This window comes from Bacteroidales bacterium, assembly GCA_021157585.1.
Lineage (GTDB): Bacteria > Bacteroidota > Bacteroidia > Bacteroidales > UBA12170 > UBA12170.
In genome coordinates this window covers 1-19,208 of record JAGGWH010000101.1, presented here as the reverse complement: position 1 = coordinate 19,208, position 19,208 = coordinate 1, and the positions used below count along the sequence as shown (strand labels likewise).

At 34.6% G+C, this 19,208-nt stretch carries 19 protein-coding genes; 8 read left to right on the top strand and 11 right to left on the bottom strand.

Annotation, left to right across the window (positions count from 1 at the left end; all coding sequences use genetic code 11):
* Nucleotides 1-26: 26 nt before the first annotated feature.
* Nucleotides 27-1,013, bottom strand: a complete 987-nt coding sequence (locus J7K39_06900) for a dihydroorotate dehydrogenase-like protein (GenBank protein MCD6179616.1) — start codon at nt 1,011-1,013, stop codon at nt 27-29.
* A 209-nt stretch (nt 1,014-1,222) separates the two neighbouring features.
* On the opposite strand from J7K39_06900, the gene J7K39_06895 reads away from it, so the two are divergent.
* Nucleotides 1,223-2,836, top strand: a complete 1,614-nt coding sequence (locus J7K39_06895) for a CTP synthase (protein ID MCD6179615.1) — start codon at nt 1,223-1,225, stop codon at nt 2,834-2,836.
* A gap of 80 nt (nt 2,837-2,916) precedes the next feature.
* Here the strand turns inward: J7K39_06895 and J7K39_06890 are convergent, their stop codons facing one another.
* The 9 genes from J7K39_06890 to J7K39_06850 all read right to left on the bottom strand — a co-directional run bounded on the left by J7K39_06890 (nt 2,917) and on the right by J7K39_06850 (nt 11,871).
* Nucleotides 2,917-3,555, bottom strand: coding sequence for an outer membrane lipoprotein carrier protein LolA (locus J7K39_06890; GenBank protein ID MCD6179614.1), 639 nt, complete (start codon nt 3,553-3,555; stop codon nt 2,917-2,919).
* Between the two features lie 4 nt (nt 3,556-3,559).
* Nucleotides 3,560-6,013, bottom strand: coding sequence for a DNA translocase FtsK (locus tag J7K39_06885; GenBank protein MCD6179613.1), 2,454 nt, complete (start codon nt 6,011-6,013; stop codon nt 3,560-3,562).
* Nucleotides 6,014-6,178: 165 nt separating this feature from the next.
* On the bottom strand, nt 6,179-6,616 hold the full coding sequence (locus J7K39_06880; protein ID MCD6179612.1) for a peptidylprolyl isomerase: 438 nt from the start codon (nt 6,614-6,616) through the stop codon (nt 6,179-6,181).
* Nucleotides 6,617-6,639: 23 nt separating this feature from the next.
* The gene (lepB, locus tag J7K39_06875; GenBank protein ID MCD6179611.1) at nt 6,640-8,190 is read right to left on the bottom strand and encodes a signal peptidase I; all 1,551 of its coding nucleotides are present in this window, start codon (nt 8,188-8,190) and stop codon (nt 6,640-6,642) included.
* A 92-nt stretch (nt 8,191-8,282) separates the two neighbouring features.
* Nucleotides 8,283-9,032, bottom strand: a complete 750-nt coding sequence (dapB, locus tag J7K39_06870) for a 4-hydroxy-tetrahydrodipicolinate reductase (GenBank protein ID MCD6179610.1) — start codon at nt 9,030-9,032, stop codon at nt 8,283-8,285.
* A 16-nt stretch (nt 9,033-9,048) separates the two neighbouring features.
* Nucleotides 9,049-9,669: a hypothetical protein gene (locus J7K39_06865; GenBank protein ID MCD6179609.1), complete on the bottom strand. Its 621-nt coding sequence runs from the start codon at nt 9,667-9,669 to the stop codon at nt 9,049-9,051.
* A gap of 13 nt (nt 9,670-9,682) precedes the next feature.
* Nucleotides 9,683-10,567, bottom strand: coding sequence for a ParB/RepB/Spo0J family partition protein (locus tag J7K39_06860; protein MCD6179608.1), 885 nt, complete (start codon nt 10,565-10,567; stop codon nt 9,683-9,685).
* A gap of 3 nt (nt 10,568-10,570) precedes the next feature.
* Nucleotides 10,571-11,368: a ParA family protein gene (locus tag J7K39_06855; GenBank protein MCD6179607.1), complete on the bottom strand. Its 798-nt coding sequence runs from the start codon at nt 11,366-11,368 to the stop codon at nt 10,571-10,573.
* A 146-nt stretch (nt 11,369-11,514) separates the two neighbouring features.
* Complete coding sequence (locus J7K39_06850; GenBank protein ID MCD6179606.1) at nt 11,515-11,871, bottom strand: DUF3276 family protein; 357 nt, start codon at nt 11,869-11,871, stop codon at nt 11,515-11,517.
* Between the two features lie 152 nt (nt 11,872-12,023).
* On the opposite strand from J7K39_06850, the gene nusB reads away from it, so the two are divergent.
* The 5 genes from nusB to rplT all read left to right on the top strand — a co-directional run bounded on the left by nusB (nt 12,024) and on the right by rplT (nt 16,300).
* Nucleotides 12,024-12,986: a transcription antitermination factor NusB gene (gene nusB / locus J7K39_06845; GenBank protein ID MCD6179605.1), complete on the top strand. Its 963-nt coding sequence runs from the start codon at nt 12,024-12,026 to the stop codon at nt 12,984-12,986.
* Between the two features lie 123 nt (nt 12,987-13,109).
* On the top strand, nt 13,110-15,044 hold the full coding sequence (gene thrS / locus J7K39_06840; protein ID MCD6179604.1) for a threonine--tRNA ligase: 1,935 nt from the start codon (nt 13,110-13,112) through the stop codon (nt 15,042-15,044).
* A 38-nt stretch (nt 15,045-15,082) separates the two neighbouring features.
* Nucleotides 15,083-15,640 carry a translation initiation factor IF-3 gene (gene infC, locus J7K39_06835; GenBank protein MCD6179603.1) on the top strand — a complete coding sequence of 186 codons (558 nt, stop codon included), beginning with the start codon at nt 15,083-15,085 and terminating at the stop codon, nt 15,638-15,640.
* Between the two features lie 48 nt (nt 15,641-15,688).
* On the top strand, nt 15,689-15,883 hold the full coding sequence (gene rpmI, locus J7K39_06830) for a 50S ribosomal protein L35 (GenBank protein ID MCD6179602.1): 195 nt from the start codon (nt 15,689-15,691) through the stop codon (nt 15,881-15,883).
* A gap of 72 nt (nt 15,884-15,955) precedes the next feature.
* Complete coding sequence (rplT, locus tag J7K39_06825) at nt 15,956-16,300, top strand: 50S ribosomal protein L20 (protein MCD6179601.1); 345 nt, start codon at nt 15,956-15,958, stop codon at nt 16,298-16,300.
* Between the two features lie 92 nt (nt 16,301-16,392).
* On the opposite strand, the gene J7K39_06820 is transcribed toward rplT, so the two are convergent.
* Nucleotides 16,393-16,674, bottom strand: a complete 282-nt coding sequence (locus J7K39_06820) for a pyrimidine/purine nucleoside phosphorylase (GenBank protein MCD6179600.1) — start codon at nt 16,672-16,674, stop codon at nt 16,393-16,395.
* 227 nt (nt 16,675-16,901) lie between these two features.
* Between J7K39_06820 and J7K39_06815 the strand changes: the two genes are divergently transcribed.
* Both J7K39_06815 and lysA read left to right on the top strand, forming a co-directional pair.
* Nucleotides 16,902-18,221 carry an aspartate kinase gene (locus tag J7K39_06815; protein MCD6179599.1) on the top strand — a complete coding sequence of 440 codons (1,320 nt, stop codon included), beginning with the start codon at nt 16,902-16,904 and terminating at the stop codon, nt 18,219-18,221.
* A 2-nt stretch (nt 18,222-18,223) separates the two neighbouring features.
* Nucleotides 18,224-19,208: diaminopimelate decarboxylase (gene lysA, locus J7K39_06810; protein ID MCD6179598.1), on the top strand; the 985-nt coding region annotated here is incomplete at its 3' end.

Here is a 19,208-nt window from a genome sequence, read left to right as displayed (position 1 = left end):
GATAAAGAAGTCTTGAATAGATAGGTTTATTCTATTCCGGCAAAGTGTTTCATAAACTGCACGCGCTCATAAGCACCAGGGTTAGTTGCTTTATCAATACTTAATTTGCCTCTAAAAGCTTCAATATCAGCAAAGCCTTTTTTATCCATCCAGATATTTATATCGTTTAGTATTTCTGAAACACTATCAATCCCGGATTTATAAAGTACAGATGCAATTTGAACGGTTTGAGCTCCTGCTAATAATTGTTTTATTACAGCCTCTCCATTATGAACACCTGTTGACGCTGAAAGTTCACAACGTAAACGGTTAGAAAGCATGGCTACCCATCGTAAAGAAATTCCAATATCCTCGGCTTTGCTAAATACAAAAGAAGGTTTTACATCCATTTTCTCTATGTCAATGTCGGGTGAGAAGAAGCGGTTAAATAAGGTGAGAGATTTTATTCCTGTCCAACTTAATTTCTCAAGCATGCTTGCTAAGCTGGAGAAATGATAAGATAATTTAACGGAAATAGGCAAGCTAGTCTCTTGCTTAACCTTATTTACAATATCAAAATAAATTTTTTCGTTTTCTTCACTATTTCGATTTAAATCGGAAGGCATTACAAATATATTCAATTCCAAACCATCGGCACCGGCAGCTTCAATAGATTTAGCAAATGTAGTCCATTCACTAGCCGAAGTACAATTAATACTTGCAATTATTGGAATATCTACTTTCTTTTTAGCTTCTTTAATTAGTTCTAAATACAGTTGAATGCTGTTTTGTTTAGTGTAATTTAGAATATAATCTTCTGCTTCGGGATAATAATTTGACGATAAGTCTTGCTTTAATACAAAGCTAGCTTCGTGCATAATCTGTTCTTCAAAAAGCGATTTTAAAATAATTGCTCCAGCGCCCAGTTTTGCAAATTTCTCAATATTTTCAATTGAATTAGTTAGTCCTGAACTTCCGATTATAAGAGGGCTATTTACTTTTAAACCCATATAGGTGGTGGATAGGTTGGCCATTTTCTTGTATTTTTCGTTGTAAATATTGCCAACAAAAGTACAGATTCCTTTTTAATTTTCCATGTCTAATAATAGATATATCTTTTTTAATTAAGTTAGGGTTGATGTACGTATTTGAACTAATTAAAATTTATTAATTGTAATGTAAAAAGGATTTTTCAAGTAAAAAGTGTTAATTTTGCTGACTTATTTGCAACAAATAAGTAGTCATGAGCCAAACAAAATTTATCTTCGTTACGGGAGGTGTTACATCTTCTTTAGGAAAGGGGATTATTTCAGCATCATTAGCTAAGTTATTACAATCGAGAGGATTTAAAGTCACTATTCAAAAATTTGATCCTTATATCAATATCGACCCTGGGACATTAAATCCATATGAGCATGGAGAATGCTATGTTACTGAAGATGGTGCGGAAACGGATTTGGATTTGGGTCATTATGAGCGTTTTTCAAATGAGCCTACATCGCAGGCAAATAATATTACTACGGGTCGTATTTATCAATCGGTGATTGATAAAGAGCGTAAAGGAGAGTATTTGGGTTCAACTGTTCAGGTTATTCCTCACATTACAGATGAAATTAAAGAGAGTGTTAAACTTTTAGCCAAGAAAAATCAATATGATTTTGTGATTACGGAAATTGGTGGTACAGTTGGTGATATTGAGTCTCTGCCCTATATTGAGGCTGTCAGACAAATGAAATGGGAGATGGGAAATGATGTTTTAGTTGTACATCTTACTTTGGTTCCGTATTTGGCTGCTGCAGGAGAGTTAAAAACTAAGCCAACGCAGCATTCTGTTAAAATGTTGCTTGAGCAAGGAGTTCAACCTGATATTATTGTAGCTAGAACAGAACATCCTTTAAACGGTAACTTGCGTGACAAGATAGCTCGTTTTTGTAATGTGGCTCCAAGTAGTGTAATTGAATCTATTGATGCTGACAGTATTTACGATGTTCCTATTTTAATGCGACAGGAAAAATTAGATACTGAGGTTTTAAAATTAGTTAATGTTCCCGTAGAGAACGACTTAGATATTTCGGACTGGGAAATATTTTTAGAAAAGTTAAAGAATCCTAAGGTTGAAGTTGAAATTGCTTTGGTTGGGAAATATGTTGAACTGAAAGATGCCTATAAATCGATAATAGAATCGTTTGTTCATGCCGGTGCTGTTAACGAAGCAAAAGTAAATATTCGGTTGGTTCACTCGGAACTGATAGAGAAGGAAGGCGCAGAAAAATTACTAGAAGGAGTAAGTGGAGTTTTGGTTGCTCCCGGTTTTGGTGAGCGGGGTATAGAAGGAAAAATTAGTTCTGTACGTTTTGCACGAGAAAATAATATTCCTTTCCTTGGAATTTGTTTGGGAATGCAATGTGCAGTGATAGAATATGCTCGTAATGTGCTTGGATATGAAAATGCACATTCAACAGAGTTTAACGCTAAAACTGATTTCCCTGTAATCGATATTATGGAAGATCAAAAGAAAATATCGGGCTTAGGTGGAACTATGCGTTTAGGAGCTTATCCTTGTAGAATAAAACCGAAAACTATTGCTTCAGATACATATGGTATCACAGATATTAGTGAGCGTCATCGTCATCGTTTTGAGTTTAACGATAAGTATTTGTCTCAGTTTGAAAAGGCTGGAATGAAAGCGACAGGCATTAATCCGAAAGAAAATTTAGTTGAAATAGTTGAAATAGAAGATCATCCTTGGTTTATGGGTGTTCAGTTTCATCCGGAATATAAAAGTACGGTGGCAAACCCACATCCTGTTTTTGTGAACTTTGTAAAAGCAGCTTTGGCAAAACAGATAGAGAAATAAGAATTTAATTTTTTTAGATTATAGCATAAAAAAAGCTTCCGTCAATCGACGGAAGCTTTTCTGTTTTTTCTAAGTTTCTTTTAGCGCATGTCAATTACATCCACATCGGGGTATTTTGTTTCATCAAAAGTGAAAGACTCTTCATTTAACGCAATATCTGTAAGGTATTCCTTAATAATATAGGAGAATACATTATTGTCAAAATCGTAAAGAATAAAGGCTGATAGTTGCATTTTGTCTTTTTCTATTTTCAGATGAACGTAATCAAAGCCACTGTCTTTATCTTTAGGCTTGAGCTTCATTAAATAATAGTTGCGTCCGTTCTCGGAATATTCTTTTTCCAGACTTGCATCATAATCATCGGCATATGATGAAAGTAATTTTGTTGGACTGAAAGATTCTTCTTCATCCACTTCATTTATCTGAACTTCTTCCGCGTCGGCTATATAAGTCCAAATGGTTTTGCCATCACAAATAATTTCTTGTCCGGCAATTTTTAATAAATATTTATCACCCGAAACTATTAGCGAGCCTTCTGTTACTTCATGAATGTCGGCATCAACATTTTCCATTTCGTAACTAAAATCTACTTGAATATTTTTAGCAGCATTTGTTTTGTTTGCAAGTTCATCCAATATTTTTTGACTGCTGTTTTGGGCTTGTGTCCCACTAACCATTGAAATAATTAGCAAGATTAAAAGTTGTTTGTATAATTTCATATTTTTATTCATCTTCTTGTTCTTTTGCATACATATCTTTCAAAAACTGTTCCAAAGCCATTTCGCTTCCAACTTTTACTTCTCTGGCCTTGCTTCCTTCAAACTGACCTACGATTCCACAAGCTTCCAGTTGATCTATAATTCGGCCTGCACGGTTATATCCTAATTTTAGCTTTCGCTGAATAAGCGATGTTGATCCTTGTTGTGCCAAAACAATTACACGAGCAGCATCTTCAAAGAGTTCATCACGTTCTTCTGCATAAACATTAGTTGACGATCCGTTATCTTCATCTTCACATTCCGGAAGGATGAAAGCAGATGGATAGGCTCGTTGCGATCCGATGAAATCTGTAATTTTATCAATCTCCGGAGTATCAATAAAGGCGCATTGTAAACGAACGATTTCCGATCCTGATGACATTAGCATATCGCCGCGACCAATCAATTGATCGGCACCACCGGCATCTAAGATTGTACGCGAATCTATTTTTGATGTTACTCTAAATGCAATTCTGGCAGGGAAATTAGCTTTAATAGTTCCTGTAATAATATTTACCGATGGACGCTGAGTAGCAATAATAAGGTGTATTCCAATAGCACGTGCTAATTGAGCCAGACGTGTAATAGGACCTTCTACTTCTTTTCCCGCTGTCATCATTAAATCGGCAAATTCATCAACAACTAAAACAATATAAGGTAGAAAATGATGTCCGTTTTCCGGATTTAAACGGCGTGCATTAAATTTAGCATTGTACTCTTTAATGTTTCTTACTTGTGCATCTTTTAATAAATCGTAGCGTTGATCCATCAGAACTGTTAACGACTTTAATGTTTTTACAACCTGACTGGTATCGGTAATAATGGCTTCTTCAGAATCGGGTAGTTTAGCTAAATAGTGGCGTTCAATTTTTGCGAACAAACTTAATTCTACTTTTTTAGGGTCAACCATTATCATTTTTAGCTCAGCAGGATGCTTTTTATAAAGTAAAGATGCAATAACAGCATTTAATCCTACTGACTTACCTTGTCCGGTTGCGCCTGCAAGAAGAAGGTGTGGCATTTTAGCTAAATCGAAAACATAACTTTCATTACTAATTGTTTTCCCTAATCCAACAGGTAATTCGTATTTATTGTTTTGGAAAGCTTCTGAAAGGAAAATGCTTTTCATAGGAACAATATCCGGACGAGAATTTGGAACTTCAATTCCAATACTACCTTTTCCCGGAATAGGTGCGATTATTCTAATACCTAAAGCAGAAAGGCTTAAAGCAATATCATCTTCCAAGTTTTTGATTTTAGAAATACGAATACCGGGAGCGGGAATAATTTCGTAGAGTGTAACTGTTGGTCCAACCGTAGCTTTTATTTTCTGAATTTTAATGCTGTAATTGTTCAACGTTTCAACAATCCGGTCTTTGTTTTTTTCAAGTTCTTCCTTATAAATACTTATTTTATCGCTACCATAATCATTAAGTAAATCTAAACCGGGGAATTTATAATCGGCTAAATCTTCGGTTGGATCGTAAGGTGTGTCAACGCTGTGTGATATGGATGTGGCCTTCTTTTCTTCATGCACTTCAACGCTCAAACCAAGAGTGTCTTCAGCATTTTCGCTATCATTTCTGATTTCTATAGTTTCTGTATTTTCCTCAGGAATCTCAATTTCAATTTCTTCAATGGGTTTCTTCTCTATATTTTTGTCTTTGATTATTAACTCAAATGCACCATCACCTTCTATATTGTTAGCACTATCAGTATTATTATTTTTTTCTGAATCATTAATTTTTTCGTCTTGCTCTTCCGTATCTTTATCGCTTTCTGATGCTTTATTTTTGTGGCTATGATGCTTTAAAAAGTGTGTTATAAAATTGAATTGAAGTGTTAAAAAGGCGAATAAGCTGAAGGCAAGCAAAATGATTAAGCCTGTAAATCCAATAATATTTTGTAGCCATTGGCTAAGTTGATATCCAAAAATTCCGCCTAAAATAGCCCAAGAAGTACCGTTAAATAGTGTTCCGAAAAGAGGGGATAGCCAAAGCGTAATTAAAAAGGAAATTTTAAAGCTTTTGCCTAAGGGTAGGATGTTTAGGTTTAAACTTAACCGTAAGCCGGAAATAAATGAAAGGTAGGCAATGAGTATTGAGGAGATGCCAAATAATTTATAAATAAACAAATGGCTGAGCCAAGCTCCGATAAAACCACCCCAGTTTTGTACAGGAACTTTTCCGCTTAAATCACTCAATTCAAAAGCGTAGATTTTATCAAAATCGACAGTCCAGTAGAAGAAATAGGAAACAAAAGAAAAAAGTAAGTAAAAGGAGAACAGTATTAAAAATGCTCCGAATGTTAACTTAAACTTTTCATTTTTTAGAAAAGTAAATTTTAATTTTCGACGAACTTTTGTATCCTTTGTCTTTTTGGGTTTGTCGGTTTTTAAAGTATTTGTTTTCTTGGCCATCAATATGTTTGAAATAGAATTTATTACTGGATTTTAGTACAAAAGTATTAAAAATAGAAGGAAAATTACAGATGAAACAGAAAGCTTATCAACGCTGAAATGTTTGAAAAACCAATAAAAAAACCCAGACTTTTGTCTAGGTTTTGATTAGCATTTTTATTCTGATTAATCTTCTGTGATAGTTATTTTCTCAATCTTATCGCCAGCTTTAATTTGGTCAACTATGTCAACGTTTTCAACAACTTTCCCGAAGCAAGTATGATTGCGGTCGAGATGAGCAACGTTTTCTCTGCTGTGGCAGATAAAAAATTGAGATCCTCCGGTATTTCTTCCTGCATGAGCCATAGAAAGAACCCCTCTGTCGTGGTATTGATTTCCGCCATCCAGCTCACAGTCAATGCTGTATCCGGGACCGCCGGTACCATCGCCTTTAGGGCAACCTCCCTGAACTACAAAATCGGGAATTACACGGTGAAAAGTTAAACCATCGTAAAAACCATCTTTAGATAGTTTTACAAAATTCTCAACAGTTTTTGGAGCGTCATTGTCGTAAAACTCGACTTTCATTACTCCGTATTTAGTTTTAATTTCTCCAGTTGTCATAATATATTTTTGTTTAGTTTTTTTTATTTAATAACGCGGAAAAGCTTATTCCATCTAATTTTTCCATCGAAAAGAGATTTGTTCTTTTCTAAAGAAAGCCAAACATAAGATGCTTTTCCTACTATATGATCTTCGGGAACAAATCCCCAATAACGCGAATCGGCAGAATTATGACGGTTATCACCCATCATCCAATAATAGTCGAGTTTAAAAGTGTAAGTAGTAGCAGGATTCCCATTAATTAAAATGGTATTGTCTTTAATCTCTAACTTATTATTTTCGTATTTGCCAATAATTTTTTTGTAAAGTGCAATATTCTCAATAGATATATTAACAGTACTTCCTTTTTTAGGGATTACTAAAGGTCCGAAGTTATCTTCGTTCCAACGGAAATGCTTGGTGTCGTGAGGGAAAATAGGGAAGTAGGTTTGTCCTTTTTCTCTATTTCTAACTTTAATAGCTTTTATATTGGCAAATTTTTCAAGTTTTGCTTTTTTATCATCACTAAGTGGTAAAATATAATGACTATTACTAATCTGACCACCTTCATTTATTTCTAATTTGTCAAGAGCTTTTGGGTTTAGACCGGTTCCATTTGTGAAAACATCATACATAAATTGCATGTTTTCCGGATTATCTGCCATTTTCCCATTTATATAAACCTGACGATCGATAATTTTTATGGTATCTCCGGGAATGGCAATACAGCGTTTGATGTAGTTTTCGCGTTTATCAACAGGTCTAGCAGTAACATGATAGCGATCCCAAACAATTTTTCTACCCATACCTTTCCTGTATGAATCGCCTTTTTTGTTTTTCTGATCCAGCTCCATTGTGCGAACAATCTGGTAATAATCTTCGTTTTGGCGTTCTAAAACAACAGTATCTCCGCTAGGGTAATTAAAGACTACAACATCGTTGTTTTTTACTTTTTCAAAACCCGGAAAACGCATATAATCTAAATGAATCCATTCAAGATAGGATTTTGTGAAAGCGGTAAATGGTAAAGTGTGATGAACAAAAGGAAAGGCGATAGGCGTTTGTGGCCTTTTTGGTCCGTAAGCCATCTTGCTTACAAAAAGGAAATCACCAACTAAAAGAGATTTCTCCATAGAGCTGGTAGGAATAGTATATGCTTCTACCAAAAACATTCGAATTATAGAAGCTGCAATAACGGCAAAAACAATTGCATCTGTCCACTCACGTACAGCTGATTTTTTTATTTTAGGACGATCAGCTAACTTTATCCATTCTTGCTGTTGAAAACTCAACCAGGGTAAATAAATAAAAGGAAATAAAGCAACAAGTACTTGGTCTATCATGCCGTACTTGTTGTATCCTTTAATAAGTTCAATAAGTAAAAGGACAAAAGTAAATACATTAATGAAAGGTATTATCAGCCATAAATACCACCAATAAGAGCGACCTGTTATCTGAACTAAAATTACTAAATTGTAATATGGGATTAATATTTTCCATCCCGGAACACCTGCTTTTTCAATAAGTTTATAAGAAAATAAAGCCGGAATTGTAAATAGTGCTGGGATGATTAAAATAAAAAATAAAAGTGACATATGCTTGCTTTATGTTTTGTGCAAAAGTCTTGTATTTGCTTGTATATAGCAAATTAATAGTATTAAATTTTGTTAAGCATAATTTCTGTTTTTTAAAGAGATAGCATATCGTTCATATTAAAAACACCCTTTTTATCAAATACCCACTCGGCTGCTAACAAAGCTCCTTTTGCGAAACCTTTTCGGCTTTTGGCTTCGTGACTGATTTTTATTTTATCAACAGAAGATTGATAGGTGATTTTGTGTGTTCCCGGAATGTTTTCAATACGGTTTGCTTTTATGGAAAGAATATTTGCTGATAGTTTCTTGTCCTCTTTTTCTAATTCCCAATCTGTTTTACGATCTATTTGACTTAAAATACTTTCAGCTAAACTAATGGCAGTGCCACTTGGAGCGTCAAGTTTTTGGGTGTGGTGAGTTTCGGAAATGCTAATATCATAATCGGGAAAACGATTCATAATCTCGGCAAGTTTTTTATTAATTGCAGAGAAAATATTTACTCCTAAACTAAAATTAGTGGCATAAAACAAACTTTGATTTTCTGCTTTGCAGCGATTTGAAATAGTATCAAAGTCTTCATACCATCCGGTAGTTCCAACTACAATAGGAATATTAGCATTAAAGCATTTGTAAATATTGGAAGTTGCTGTTTTAGGCATACTAAAATCAATAGCAACATCAACTTTGTTTAAATCAGATTCTTTTTGTTCCCAATCATTTTCGTTATCTATTATAACAGTAATTTTATGTCCGGCGTCCAACGCAAGCTGTTCAATTTCTTTTCCCATTTTACCATAACCAAGTAAAGCTATGTTTAGAGACTTTTTTGAAGTGTTATTCATAGACTTATTTTTTAAATCAAGGATTCCCAAATGTCCAGCGGAGCTGGAAGCCCGGTGTTGCCTGAATTTGATTGTTATTTTGGTAAATAATGGGATTGAATTCCAGACTTAGATTATCACTAATATCGTATTGATAGAAATGTGCATCAATGGTAGCGTCTATCATCTGAAGTAAATAAAAAGCTCCAAACAATATATAATTTAATTCAAGATTTCCTTGATAATATTCACGGTATCTTAAAAGCTGATCGGCGGTATAATTATCAATTAGTGGGTCATTTGTTAATTCTCCCACTTCCAGTAATTGTTTTGTACTATATGCATCGCGATATTTTACATATTCTTGTTTGTTTATGATAGAAAAATATGCTAAAGTGGAAAAACCCGCATAAACAATGGGGATTTTCCAATATTTATGATTGTAATATTGTCCGAGACCCGGAAGTGCTGCCGACATCCACATGGCTTTAGTTGGGTTGTGATCGGTAAAATATTTATGTTTTGGAGCAATAGTGCTTCCTTCTTGGTTTTTGGTTTGACCATACGATGAAGAAAACAGGCATAAAGAAAGTGCAAAAATCAACCAAAAGCGTAAATGCTTTAACGGAGATGCGCTATTTAAATACTTATTCTTCATATGGAGTAATGAATTACTTTTCCAAAAGTGCAATAATACGCATTAGATCGGCTTCGCCGGAATATGGAATACTAATTTTGCCACCACCTTTAGCATTACGTTTTAAATCAACTCTTGCCGAAAGCAAATTATTTAATTGAGAACGATAACTGATATAGCTTGCAGGGAGATAGTTTCCTTTTTTTCTTTCTATTTTATCAATAGGATTGATAATCTCTTTCACTAAATTCTCTGTTTCTCTAACAGATAAATCACGCGAAATAATTTGCTCTAAAATCTTAAGTTGAGTTATTAAGCTTTCGACATTAATAAGGGCTCTGGCATGCCCCATACTAATCTGATTTTGCGAAAGAGCAATTTGTATTTCGGCAGGAAGTTTTAATAATCGAATGTAATTAGTAATGGTAGAACGTTTTTTACCTACCCTTTCGCTCAATTCTTCTTGAGTAATTTTGCATTCTTCTATCAATCGGGTATAGCTGACAGCTATTTCTATGGCGTTTAGATTTTCTCTTTGGATGTTTTCAACTAAAGCCATTTCGAGCATTTGCTCATCGTTAGCAATACGTATAAAGGCAGGAATATTTTTCAATCCCGCCATTTTTGCTGCGCGTAAACGACGTTCGCCTGAAATAAGCTGATATTTCTCCGAGCCCATTTTTCTAACGGTAATAGGCTGAATAATTCCTTGCTTTTGAATGCTGTCTGATAGCTCCATTAGAGACTGATCTTCAAATTCGCTTCGGGGCTGAAAAGGATTGGCTTCAATTTTATGTATAGCAAGTTCTGCAACGGCTCCAACAATATAATTTCCGGAGATATCTTTTGAAGTAATGTCAGTTTCGGGGCTGCCTAAAATAGCATCGAGGCCTCTTCCCATAGCTTGCTTCTTGCTCATACTTTATTCTTTTTTATTTTTTGCCGTTAGGCTGGTCATATTGTTTTTTTGTAAAATTTCGCGTGCTAAGTTTAAATAGTTAATGGCTCCGGTGCTGGATGCATCATGCATTATTGCCGTTTCGCCAAAACTTGGAGCTTCGCCGAGTTTGGTATTTCTATTGATAATGGTTTTGAAAACCATTTTCTGAAAATGCGTTTTAACTTCTTTTACTACTTGTTTCGACAGGCGTAAACGCGAATCGTACATCGTTAGCAAAATACCTTCAATATCTAATTGTGGGTTTAATCGTGATTGAACAATTTTAATGGTATTGAGTAATTTTCCTAATCCTTCGAGTGCAAAATATTCACATTGAACAGGAACAATCACAGAATCGGATGCTGTGAGCGCATTAATAGTAATTAATCCCAAAGAAGGAGAGCAGTCGACAATGATGAAATCATAATCATCTTTTATTTTTTCAATGCTTTTTTTTAGGATATGCTCACGTTGTGGTTGATTAATTAGCTCTATTTCGGCACCGACTAAGTCGATATGAGCAGGTAAAACATATAAATATGGAGTCTGAGTTTCCAGAATAACATCTCTTGGATTAACGCCATCCATAATACATTCGTAAATACTTGTAGTAATGTTTTTTGGATCGAAACCTATTCCTGAAGTAGAGTTGGCTTGTGGATCTGCATCTATAATAAGAGTTTTGTGTTCGAGTACAGCAAGTCCGGCTGCCAAGTTAATGGCTGTCGTTGTTTTTCCGACACCGCCTTTTTGATTTGCTATAGAAATAACTTTCCCCATAAATATTTGTGTTTGTACAAAAGTACAATTTAATCCTTTTTTGAATCTAAATTTTATTAACAATTCAATATAAAAATATTATAGGAAATGTAGAATAATCTATTTCCAAATATTATTTTGGTGTAGGAATCGGTTTTTTGTGAATGCTAATCTAAATCTTCAAAAGAAATCTCGGAATGTTTTTTTAGGTTTTCGTCTAATGTATCTTTTTCAGAATCAGAAGTATTAGGGGTGTTGTGAGACTGTCCGTTTTCAATAAACCTAATAACATCTTTTAAGCCATCAGTGAATTTTTCAAAATCTTCTTTAAACAGAAAAATCTTATGCTTTTCGTATCTGAATTTCCCAAGTTCAGTATCAAATCTACGTTTGCTTTCGGTAATTGTTAAATACAATTCTTCTGATTTGGTTGATTTTACATCAAGGAAATAGGTACGCTTGCCAGCCCTGATTGCTTGTGAATAAATATCTTCTTGCCTTTCTTTTGGAAGTGAATCGTCCATTTTCAATATGTTTAATGCGTAGCAAATGTAATGAATTCTTTTTGTATTCCTATTTAAAAAGGATGCTAAAATTATTATTAGATTTAATAGATGAAAAGCTATATAAATTAAAAAAAAAACTAATTTTGCATCACATTAAAAAGTTCATTCTTATGCTAAGCAGACGCCATATTAGAATAAAAGTACTTCAGGCATTATATGCTTATTTTCAAGGCGATGTCGGTAATCCGATAAATGGGGAAAAACAATTATTGAAACACTTTGAAAAAGTGTATGATTTGTTTATTTATCAACTATCTCTTTTGGTTGAAATAAGGGCATTTGCAGAAGAGCGAATGATAGAAGCCAAGAAGAAGTATTATCCTACCGAAGAAGAGTTAAATCCGATCGAGAAATTTATTCGTAATCCATTATTAGTTCAATTAGCTGAGAATAAAGATTTAGAAAAAAAATCTGCTGCTTTACACATAAACTGGAAGCAGGAAAAAGAGCTTGTACTCAAACTTTATAATCAGATTCGCGAAGCAGATACGTATAAACAATATCTTGCAGAAAAGAATTCTACATATAAAATTGATAAATTAGTTATTACTAAAATTTTTGAAGAGGTTTTAATCCCAAGTGAAGCATTACAGTTTTATTTTGAAGACCTTAACTTAAACTGGACTGATGATTATTTTTTAGTTGCTCAATTGGTTTTGATGACGATATCGTCTTATAAAGTTTCTTGGAATGAAAATCGTGCTTTGCCAACTCTTTTTAAAGATGAGTTAGATAAGTATGGTGGTCAGGATTTAATATTCGCTCGAGAATTATTTAAAAAGACCATTATGCATTCTGATGAATTTTTAGAGATAATTAAACCCAAAATTGTGAATTGGGAAATTGATAGAGTTGCTTTAATGGATTTGTTAATCCTAAAAATGGCTTTGGTGGAACTAACGGAAATGCCTTCTATTCCTGTAAAAGTTACTATGAATGAGTTTATAGAAATCTCAAAATATTTTTCTACTCCAAAGAGTAAAATATTTATCAATGGTATCCTCGATAAATTAATAGTGGAGCTTAAAGCTTCCGGGAAAATAAAAAAAACAGGACGAGGATTAGTAGAATAATCTTTTCTGCTATTACCATATTGTTGGTTATTTCTTTTTAAATATCTGAATTAATAGTGTTTCTAACAAGAGTTTAAAACTTATTTTGCTATCTTTGCAGGCTCAAAATTTGAAAGAAAAATGATGATAAATATCACATTACCGGATGGTTCGCTTAAGCAAATGCCTAAAGGCAGTACAGCTTACGATGTGGCTATGGAAATTAGTGAGGGTTTAGCTCGCAATGTGTTAGCCGCTAAAGTAAACGGAGAAGTAGTAGACGCAAGTCGTGCTATAAACGAAGATGCAAGTTTGCAACTGTTTACATGGAACGATACGGAAGGAAAAGCAGCAATGTGGCATTCTTCAGCACACCTAATGGCCGAAGCTATTGAGCAGCTTTATCCCGGTGTAAAATTTGGTATAGGTCCGGATGTTGAAAATGGTTTTTATTATGATATAGATTTTATGGATTACAGCATTTCGGAAAGCGATTTAGAGAAAATCGAAAAACGTATGCTGGAACTTGCTAAAGAAAAGCAAGTGTTAATTAGAAGAGAAGTAAGCAAAAAAGAAGCCCTTGATTTTTTTACCAAAAAAGGTGATGAGTATAAGTTGGAATTGATTAACGATTTGGAAGACGGTTCTATTACCTTTTATCAATCGGGTACATTTACCGACTTATGCCGTGGTCCTCATATGATGCATACCGGACCAATTAAAGCCGTAAAATTATTGAATATTGCCGGTGCCTACTGGCGTGGCGATGAAAAGCGCAAACAGCTAACTCGAATTTACGGTATCACTTTTCCAAAGAAAAAAGAATTAACAGCTTATCTTGAGTTGCTTGAAGAAGCCAAGAAACGTGATCATCGTAAAATTGGAAAAGAATTAGAATTATTTGCTTTTTCCGATAAGGTAGGGAAAGGATTGCCACTTTGGTTACCTAAAGGAGCTATGCTTCGCGAACGTTTGGAAAATTTCTTAAAGAAAGTGCAAAAGCGTTATGGTTACCAGCCGGTTATTACTCCTCATATCGGACAAAAAGAATTGTATGTAACTTCCGGACATTACGCTAAATATGGCGAAGATAGTTTTCAACCTATTCATACGCCTGCCGAAGGTGAAGAGTTTTTGCTAAAACCAATGAATTGTCCGCATCATTGCGAGATATATAGAAATAAGCCTCATTCATATAAAGATTTGCCAATCCGTTATGCCGAGTTTGGTACTGTTTATCGTTATGAGCAAAGTGGTGAATTGCACGGTTTAACACGTGTTCGGGGATTTACACAAGACGATGCCCACATTTTCTGTATGCCTTCGCAAGTGAAGGATGAGTTTAAGAAAGTGATGGATATTATCGAGCTTATCTTTAGCGCTCTCGATTTTAATGATGTTACGGTTCAGATTTCACTACGCGATCCTAACAATAAAGAAAAATATATTGGAACCGATGAGAATTGGACATTAGCAGAGAATGCTATTAAAGAAGTTGCAGAAGAGCGTGGTATTCCTGCCATTATAGAATATGGCGAAGCTGCTTTTTATGGTCCAAAGATGGACTTTATGGTTAAAGATGCAATTGGTAGAAAATGGCAATTAGGAACTATTCAGGTTGATTATAATCTTCCGGAGCGTTTTGAATTGGAATATATTGGAGCCGATAATGAAAAGCATCGTCCGGTTATGATTCACCGTGCTCCTTTTGGATCGATGGAAAGATTTGTAGCTGTTTTGATTGAGCATTGTGCCGGAAATTTCCCTCTTTGGTTGACTCCTGATCAGGTTATTATCCTGCCAATCAGCGAAAAATATCAAAAATATGCTGAAAAAGTTTTAACTTTGCTCGAAAATGCTGACATTCGCGCCCAAATTGATGACCGAAGTGAAAAAACCGGTCGGAAAATTAGAGATGCTGAAATGAAGAAAATTCCTTATATGCTTATTGTAGGCGAAAAAGAAGAGGAAATCAATACGGTTTCAATTCGCAAACATAAGGAAGGTGATTTAGGAAGTAAAAGTATTAGCGATTTTATTGCAGATATTAAAGAAGAAACAGAAAATATTTATAAATAATCGGATTATAAAATCCATAACGAATAGGAGATAAAGCTATAGCAAAAAGAACACCATACCGCGGAAGACGACCATTTAAACGGCCAGAAGCCCTACATAAAATCAACGAGTATATTACAGCTCAAGTTGTGCGTGTTGTTGGCGAAAACGTTGAGCCTGGGATTTTGAGTCTCAGAGATGCTGTTGAAAAAGCCAAAGAGTTGGAATTGGATTTGGTAGAAATTTCTCCAACAGCCAACCCCCCTGTTTGTCGTATTATCGACTATAAAAAGTTTTTATACGAGCAAAAGAAAAAGCAAAAAGAGATTAAAGCGAAAACTGCTAAAGTGGTGGTTAAAGAAATTCGCTTAGGTCCAAATACTGATGATCATGATTTCAATTTTAAGTTGAAGCATGCCATTAAGTTTCTGGAAGATGGAGCAAAAGTGAAGGTAGATGTTTTCTTTAGAGGACGTTCTATCATTTACAAAGACAAAGGAGAAATAATTTTATTGAAATTTGCCCAAGCTTTGGAGGAGATAGGAAAAGTTGAGCGCTTACCAAAATTGGAAGGTAAACGTATGATTATGATTATCGCTCCTAAAAAGAAGAAATAACAGGTAGAAATATCTTTATTTAATATTAATCATTTAATAAATTGTAGAATGCCAAAAATGAAAACTAAATCCGGTGCTAAGAAAAGGTTCACCCTTACCGGATCAGGTAAAGTAAAGAGGAAGCATGCTTTTAAAAGCCACATTCTGACAAAGAAAACTAAAAAGCAAAAGCGTAACTTAACGCAAGTTGCTATGGTTGACAAAGCAGATGAAGCTAATGTTAAAAGATTGTTAGCCTTGTAGGTAACAGAGTTTTAAACCTTTGCTTTAGCTTATAAGCCCGAAAGGCGCTAAAGTGAAAAAAAAATTAAAAAAATGCCAAGATCAGTAAATGTAGTTGCGGCTAGAAATAGACGCAGAAAAGTAATGAAGATGGCCAAAGGACAATTTGGTCGTCGGAAAAATGTTTGGACAGTAGCAAAAAATGCTGTTGAAAAAGGATTGACGTATGCTTATCGCGATCGTAAAGCGAAAAAAGCTAACTTTCGTCAGTTATGGATTGTACGTATCAACGCAGCAGTACGTGAGTATGGTATGTCTTATTCGGTATTTATGGGAAAAATTCATGCCAAAGGCATCGAGCTTAACCGTAAGGCTTTAGCCGATTTAGCCATGAATAATCCACAAGCTTTTAAAGCTATTGTCGATGCTGTGAAATAAACAAGCATTCGAAAAAATTTAAAGAGCTCGTCAATTTTTTTTTGACGGGCTTTTTTTATGTGTTTTAGAAATACATTTTATAATTATTTCTTTTAACGGTATAAACAGCGGTACGAAGTGTCGTTGTCAACTTTTACTTTAAACTTCACGTCTTTATCTACAATAAAAGTTTCAAACTCGCCATACACTTTCCACTCTTCTTTCCCTGGTAGTTTCACATTCATTTTTCCACTGGTCACCGTCATATATTCAACCGTGGAAGTTCCAAATTCGTATTCTCCAGCAGCCATCACACCAATTGTAGCTTCACCACCTTTAGTATTCAATGCAATTGACATTACTTGACCATCAAAATATTCGTTGGTTTTAAACATATTCTTTGCGTTTTAGTTCAGAACAAAATTAAAAAATTTAGCTCAAGGCTGGGGCTTCTAAAAAAATGAATATATTTGCAGCCGATAATGATAAAAATGAAAAAATATAACAAACAGAAGTATGCCGTTTTAGGTTGCCGGACTTTGTTATGTTAATATATAAAATACTAAATATTCAAAGCCCGGTCGAATTTCGATTGGGCTTTTTTTGTAAAACACATTAACGAATGATTATACTAAAATTTGGAGGAACCTCCGTTGGCGATGCCAAGCGAATGAAAAATCTGATTGGACTAATTCAATCAGAAAAACCTACCATTGTCGTATTATCGGCAGTAAGTGGAACAACAAATAAATTGGTAGCCATTGCTAAAAGCTTATACGAACAGAATAAAACCGAAGCCTGTGCTAAAATCAAAATATTACAAGGTGAATATTTTCTTCTGGCCGAAGATCTTTTTGAAACTCCAACAAAAAAGGAAGAAGGAAAAAAACTAATTGAAGCTCATTTTAGCTATTTGAAAAAATTCACGGAACGTATATTTACGCTACTTCAAGAAAAAGCATTATTGGCTCAGGGTGAATTATTATCCACTGCCCTTTTTCAACTTCTATTAGAAGAAAAAGCAATTTCTTCGGCTTTATTGCCTGCTTTAGAGTTTATGCGTATTGATAAAAACCTTGACCCCGATGAATACTACATTCAGGAAAACTTAAACCGCATATTGAAAAGTTTTCCCAACACTAAACTCTTTATAACGCAGGGTTATATTTGCAGAAATGCTTACGGCGAAATTGATAATCTTAAACGTGGTGGCAGTGATTATACAGCCTCATTAATTGCACAGGCCGTTCATGCAAATGAGATTCAAATTTGGACGGATATCGACGGCTTACACAATAACGATCCTCGTTATGTTGAGAACACAGAACCTGTTGCTGAACTATCTTTTGATGAAGCGGCTGAATTGGCTTATTTTGGAGCAAAAATACTGCATCCATCAAGTATTCTCCCCGCAAAACAAGCAGACATTCCTGTTCGTTTAAAAAACAGCTTGCGTGCCGAAAGACCTGGAACCATTATCCAAAATACCAATGATAAAACAGGGATTAAAGCCATAGCAGCTAAAGACAATATTACAATTGTAAGAATTAAGTCAGACCGCATGCTTTTTGCTTATGGTTTTCTACGAAAAGTTTTTGAAGTTTTTGAGATTTACAAAACGCCTATCGATATGATTACCACTTCGGAAGTAGCCGTTTCGATGAGTATTGATGACACTAGTAATTTGGAAAACATCTTAAGCGATTTACAAAAATTTGGTCAAACAGAAGTCGAGTCTGATCAAGTTATTATTGCACTTGTTGGTCATATTCCAACATCGGAAAATGGTTATGCCTATCAAGTATTCGATTCGCTGCTCGACATTTCTATTAAAATGATTTCTTATGGGGCAAGCAATCATAGTATCTCTTTATTGATAGACCAGTCTGATAAAACTAAGGCACTTAACGCATTACATCAAAAACTTTATACCAAACCATAAAAATGCAGCTCAATTTTACAAATAAAAAAACGCCAGCCTACATTTACAATCTAGGCCTTTTGCAACAAACACTTGATTTAGTTAAAAAGGAAGCTAATGCTTATGGATATAATATTCATTATGCGCTCAAAGCTAACAACAACCCTACAATTTTAGAGACAATTTCTAAAGCAGGATTTGGTGCCGATTGTGTTAGTGGAAATGAAGTTAAAGAAGCCTTAAATCGCGGCTTTAAAAATGAGGGAATTGCGTTTGCTGGAGTAGGTAAAACCGATGAAGAAATCAACTTTGCCCTTGAAAATAACATTTTTAGTTTCAACTGTGAATCGCTTCCCGAGATTGAAGTGATAAATGAATTGGCAGAGAATAAACAAAAAGTTGCTCCCATCGCTTTGCGTATCAATCCAAACGTAAATGCCAATACACATAAATATATCACTACGGGTTTAGACGAAAATAAATTTGGAATAAGTTTATGGGAACTCGAATCTATTCTCGACAAAATGGATATGATGAAAAGCATCCAACTCAAAGGTTTACATTTCCATATTGGATCTCAAATAACCGATCTTGATACTTTCAAAAATCTATGCAACCGTATCAATCAGATTCAGGAGAGGTTTTATGCGCGACAAATTATTGTTGACCATATAAATGTTGGCGGGGGATTAGGAATCAATTACCATCAACCCGATGAGGAACTTATTCCTGATTTTAAAACTTATTTTAAAATTTTTAATGACTTTCTGGAATTACGACCACAGCAACAGCTTCATTTTGAATTGGGGAGATCCATTGTTGGGCAAATGGGTAGCTTATTGAGCAAAGTTATTTATGTAAAGAAAGTGAAAGCAAAAGATTTTCTAATTATTGATGCTGCAATGACGGACTTAATTCGACCAGCACTTTATCAAGCTTTTCATAAAATCGAAAACCTAAGTTCTAATGGTTCGCAAACCGAAAAGTACGATGTGGTAGGTCCTGTTT

Bases quoted from the DNA above. Each gene is read 5' to 3' on its own strand.
- J7K39_06900 (MCD6179616.1), bottom strand. From the start codon at position 1,013: ATGGCCAACCTATCCACCACCTATATGGGTTTAAAAGTAAATAGCCCT.
- J7K39_06895 (MCD6179615.1), top strand. From the start codon at position 1,223: ATGAGCCAAACAAAATTTATCTTCGTTACGGGAGGTGTTACATCTTCT.
- J7K39_06890 (MCD6179614.1), bottom strand. From the start codon at position 3,555: ATGAAATTATACAAACAACTTTTAATCTTGCTAATTATTTCAATGGTT.
- J7K39_06885 (MCD6179613.1), bottom strand. From the start codon at position 6,013: ATGGCCAAGAAAACAAATACTTTAAAAACCGACAAACCCAAAAAGACA.
- J7K39_06880 (MCD6179612.1), bottom strand. From the start codon at position 6,616: ATGACAACTGGAGAAATTAAAACTAAATACGGAGTAATGAAAGTCGAG.
- lepB (MCD6179611.1), bottom strand. From the start codon at position 8,190: ATGTCACTTTTATTTTTTATTTTAATCATCCCAGCACTATTTACAATT.
- dapB (MCD6179610.1), bottom strand. From the start codon at position 9,032: ATGAATAACACTTCAAAAAAGTCTCTAAACATAGCTTTACTTGGTTAT.
- J7K39_06865 (MCD6179609.1), bottom strand. From the start codon at position 9,669: ATGAAGAATAAGTATTTAAATAGCGCATCTCCGTTAAAGCATTTACGC.
- J7K39_06860 (MCD6179608.1), bottom strand. From the start codon at position 10,567: ATGAGCAAGAAGCAAGCTATGGGAAGAGGCCTCGATGCTATTTTAGGC.
- J7K39_06855 (MCD6179607.1), bottom strand. From the start codon at position 11,368: ATGGGGAAAGTTATTTCTATAGCAAATCAAAAAGGCGGTGTCGGAAAA.
- J7K39_06850 (MCD6179606.1), bottom strand. From the start codon at position 11,871: ATGGACGATTCACTTCCAAAAGAAAGGCAAGAAGATATTTATTCACAA.
- nusB (MCD6179605.1), top strand. From the start codon at position 12,024: ATGCTAAGCAGACGCCATATTAGAATAAAAGTACTTCAGGCATTATAT.
- thrS (MCD6179604.1), top strand. From the start codon at position 13,110: ATGATAAATATCACATTACCGGATGGTTCGCTTAAGCAAATGCCTAAA.
- rpmI (MCD6179602.1), top strand. From the start codon at position 15,689: ATGCCAAAAATGAAAACTAAATCCGGTGCTAAGAAAAGGTTCACCCTT.
- rplT (MCD6179601.1), top strand. From the start codon at position 15,956: ATGCCAAGATCAGTAAATGTAGTTGCGGCTAGAAATAGACGCAGAAAA.
- J7K39_06820 (MCD6179600.1), bottom strand. From the start codon at position 16,674: ATGTTTAAAACCAACGAATATTTTGATGGTCAAGTAATGTCAATTGCA.
- J7K39_06815 (MCD6179599.1), top strand. From the start codon at position 16,902: ATGATTATACTAAAATTTGGAGGAACCTCCGTTGGCGATGCCAAGCGA.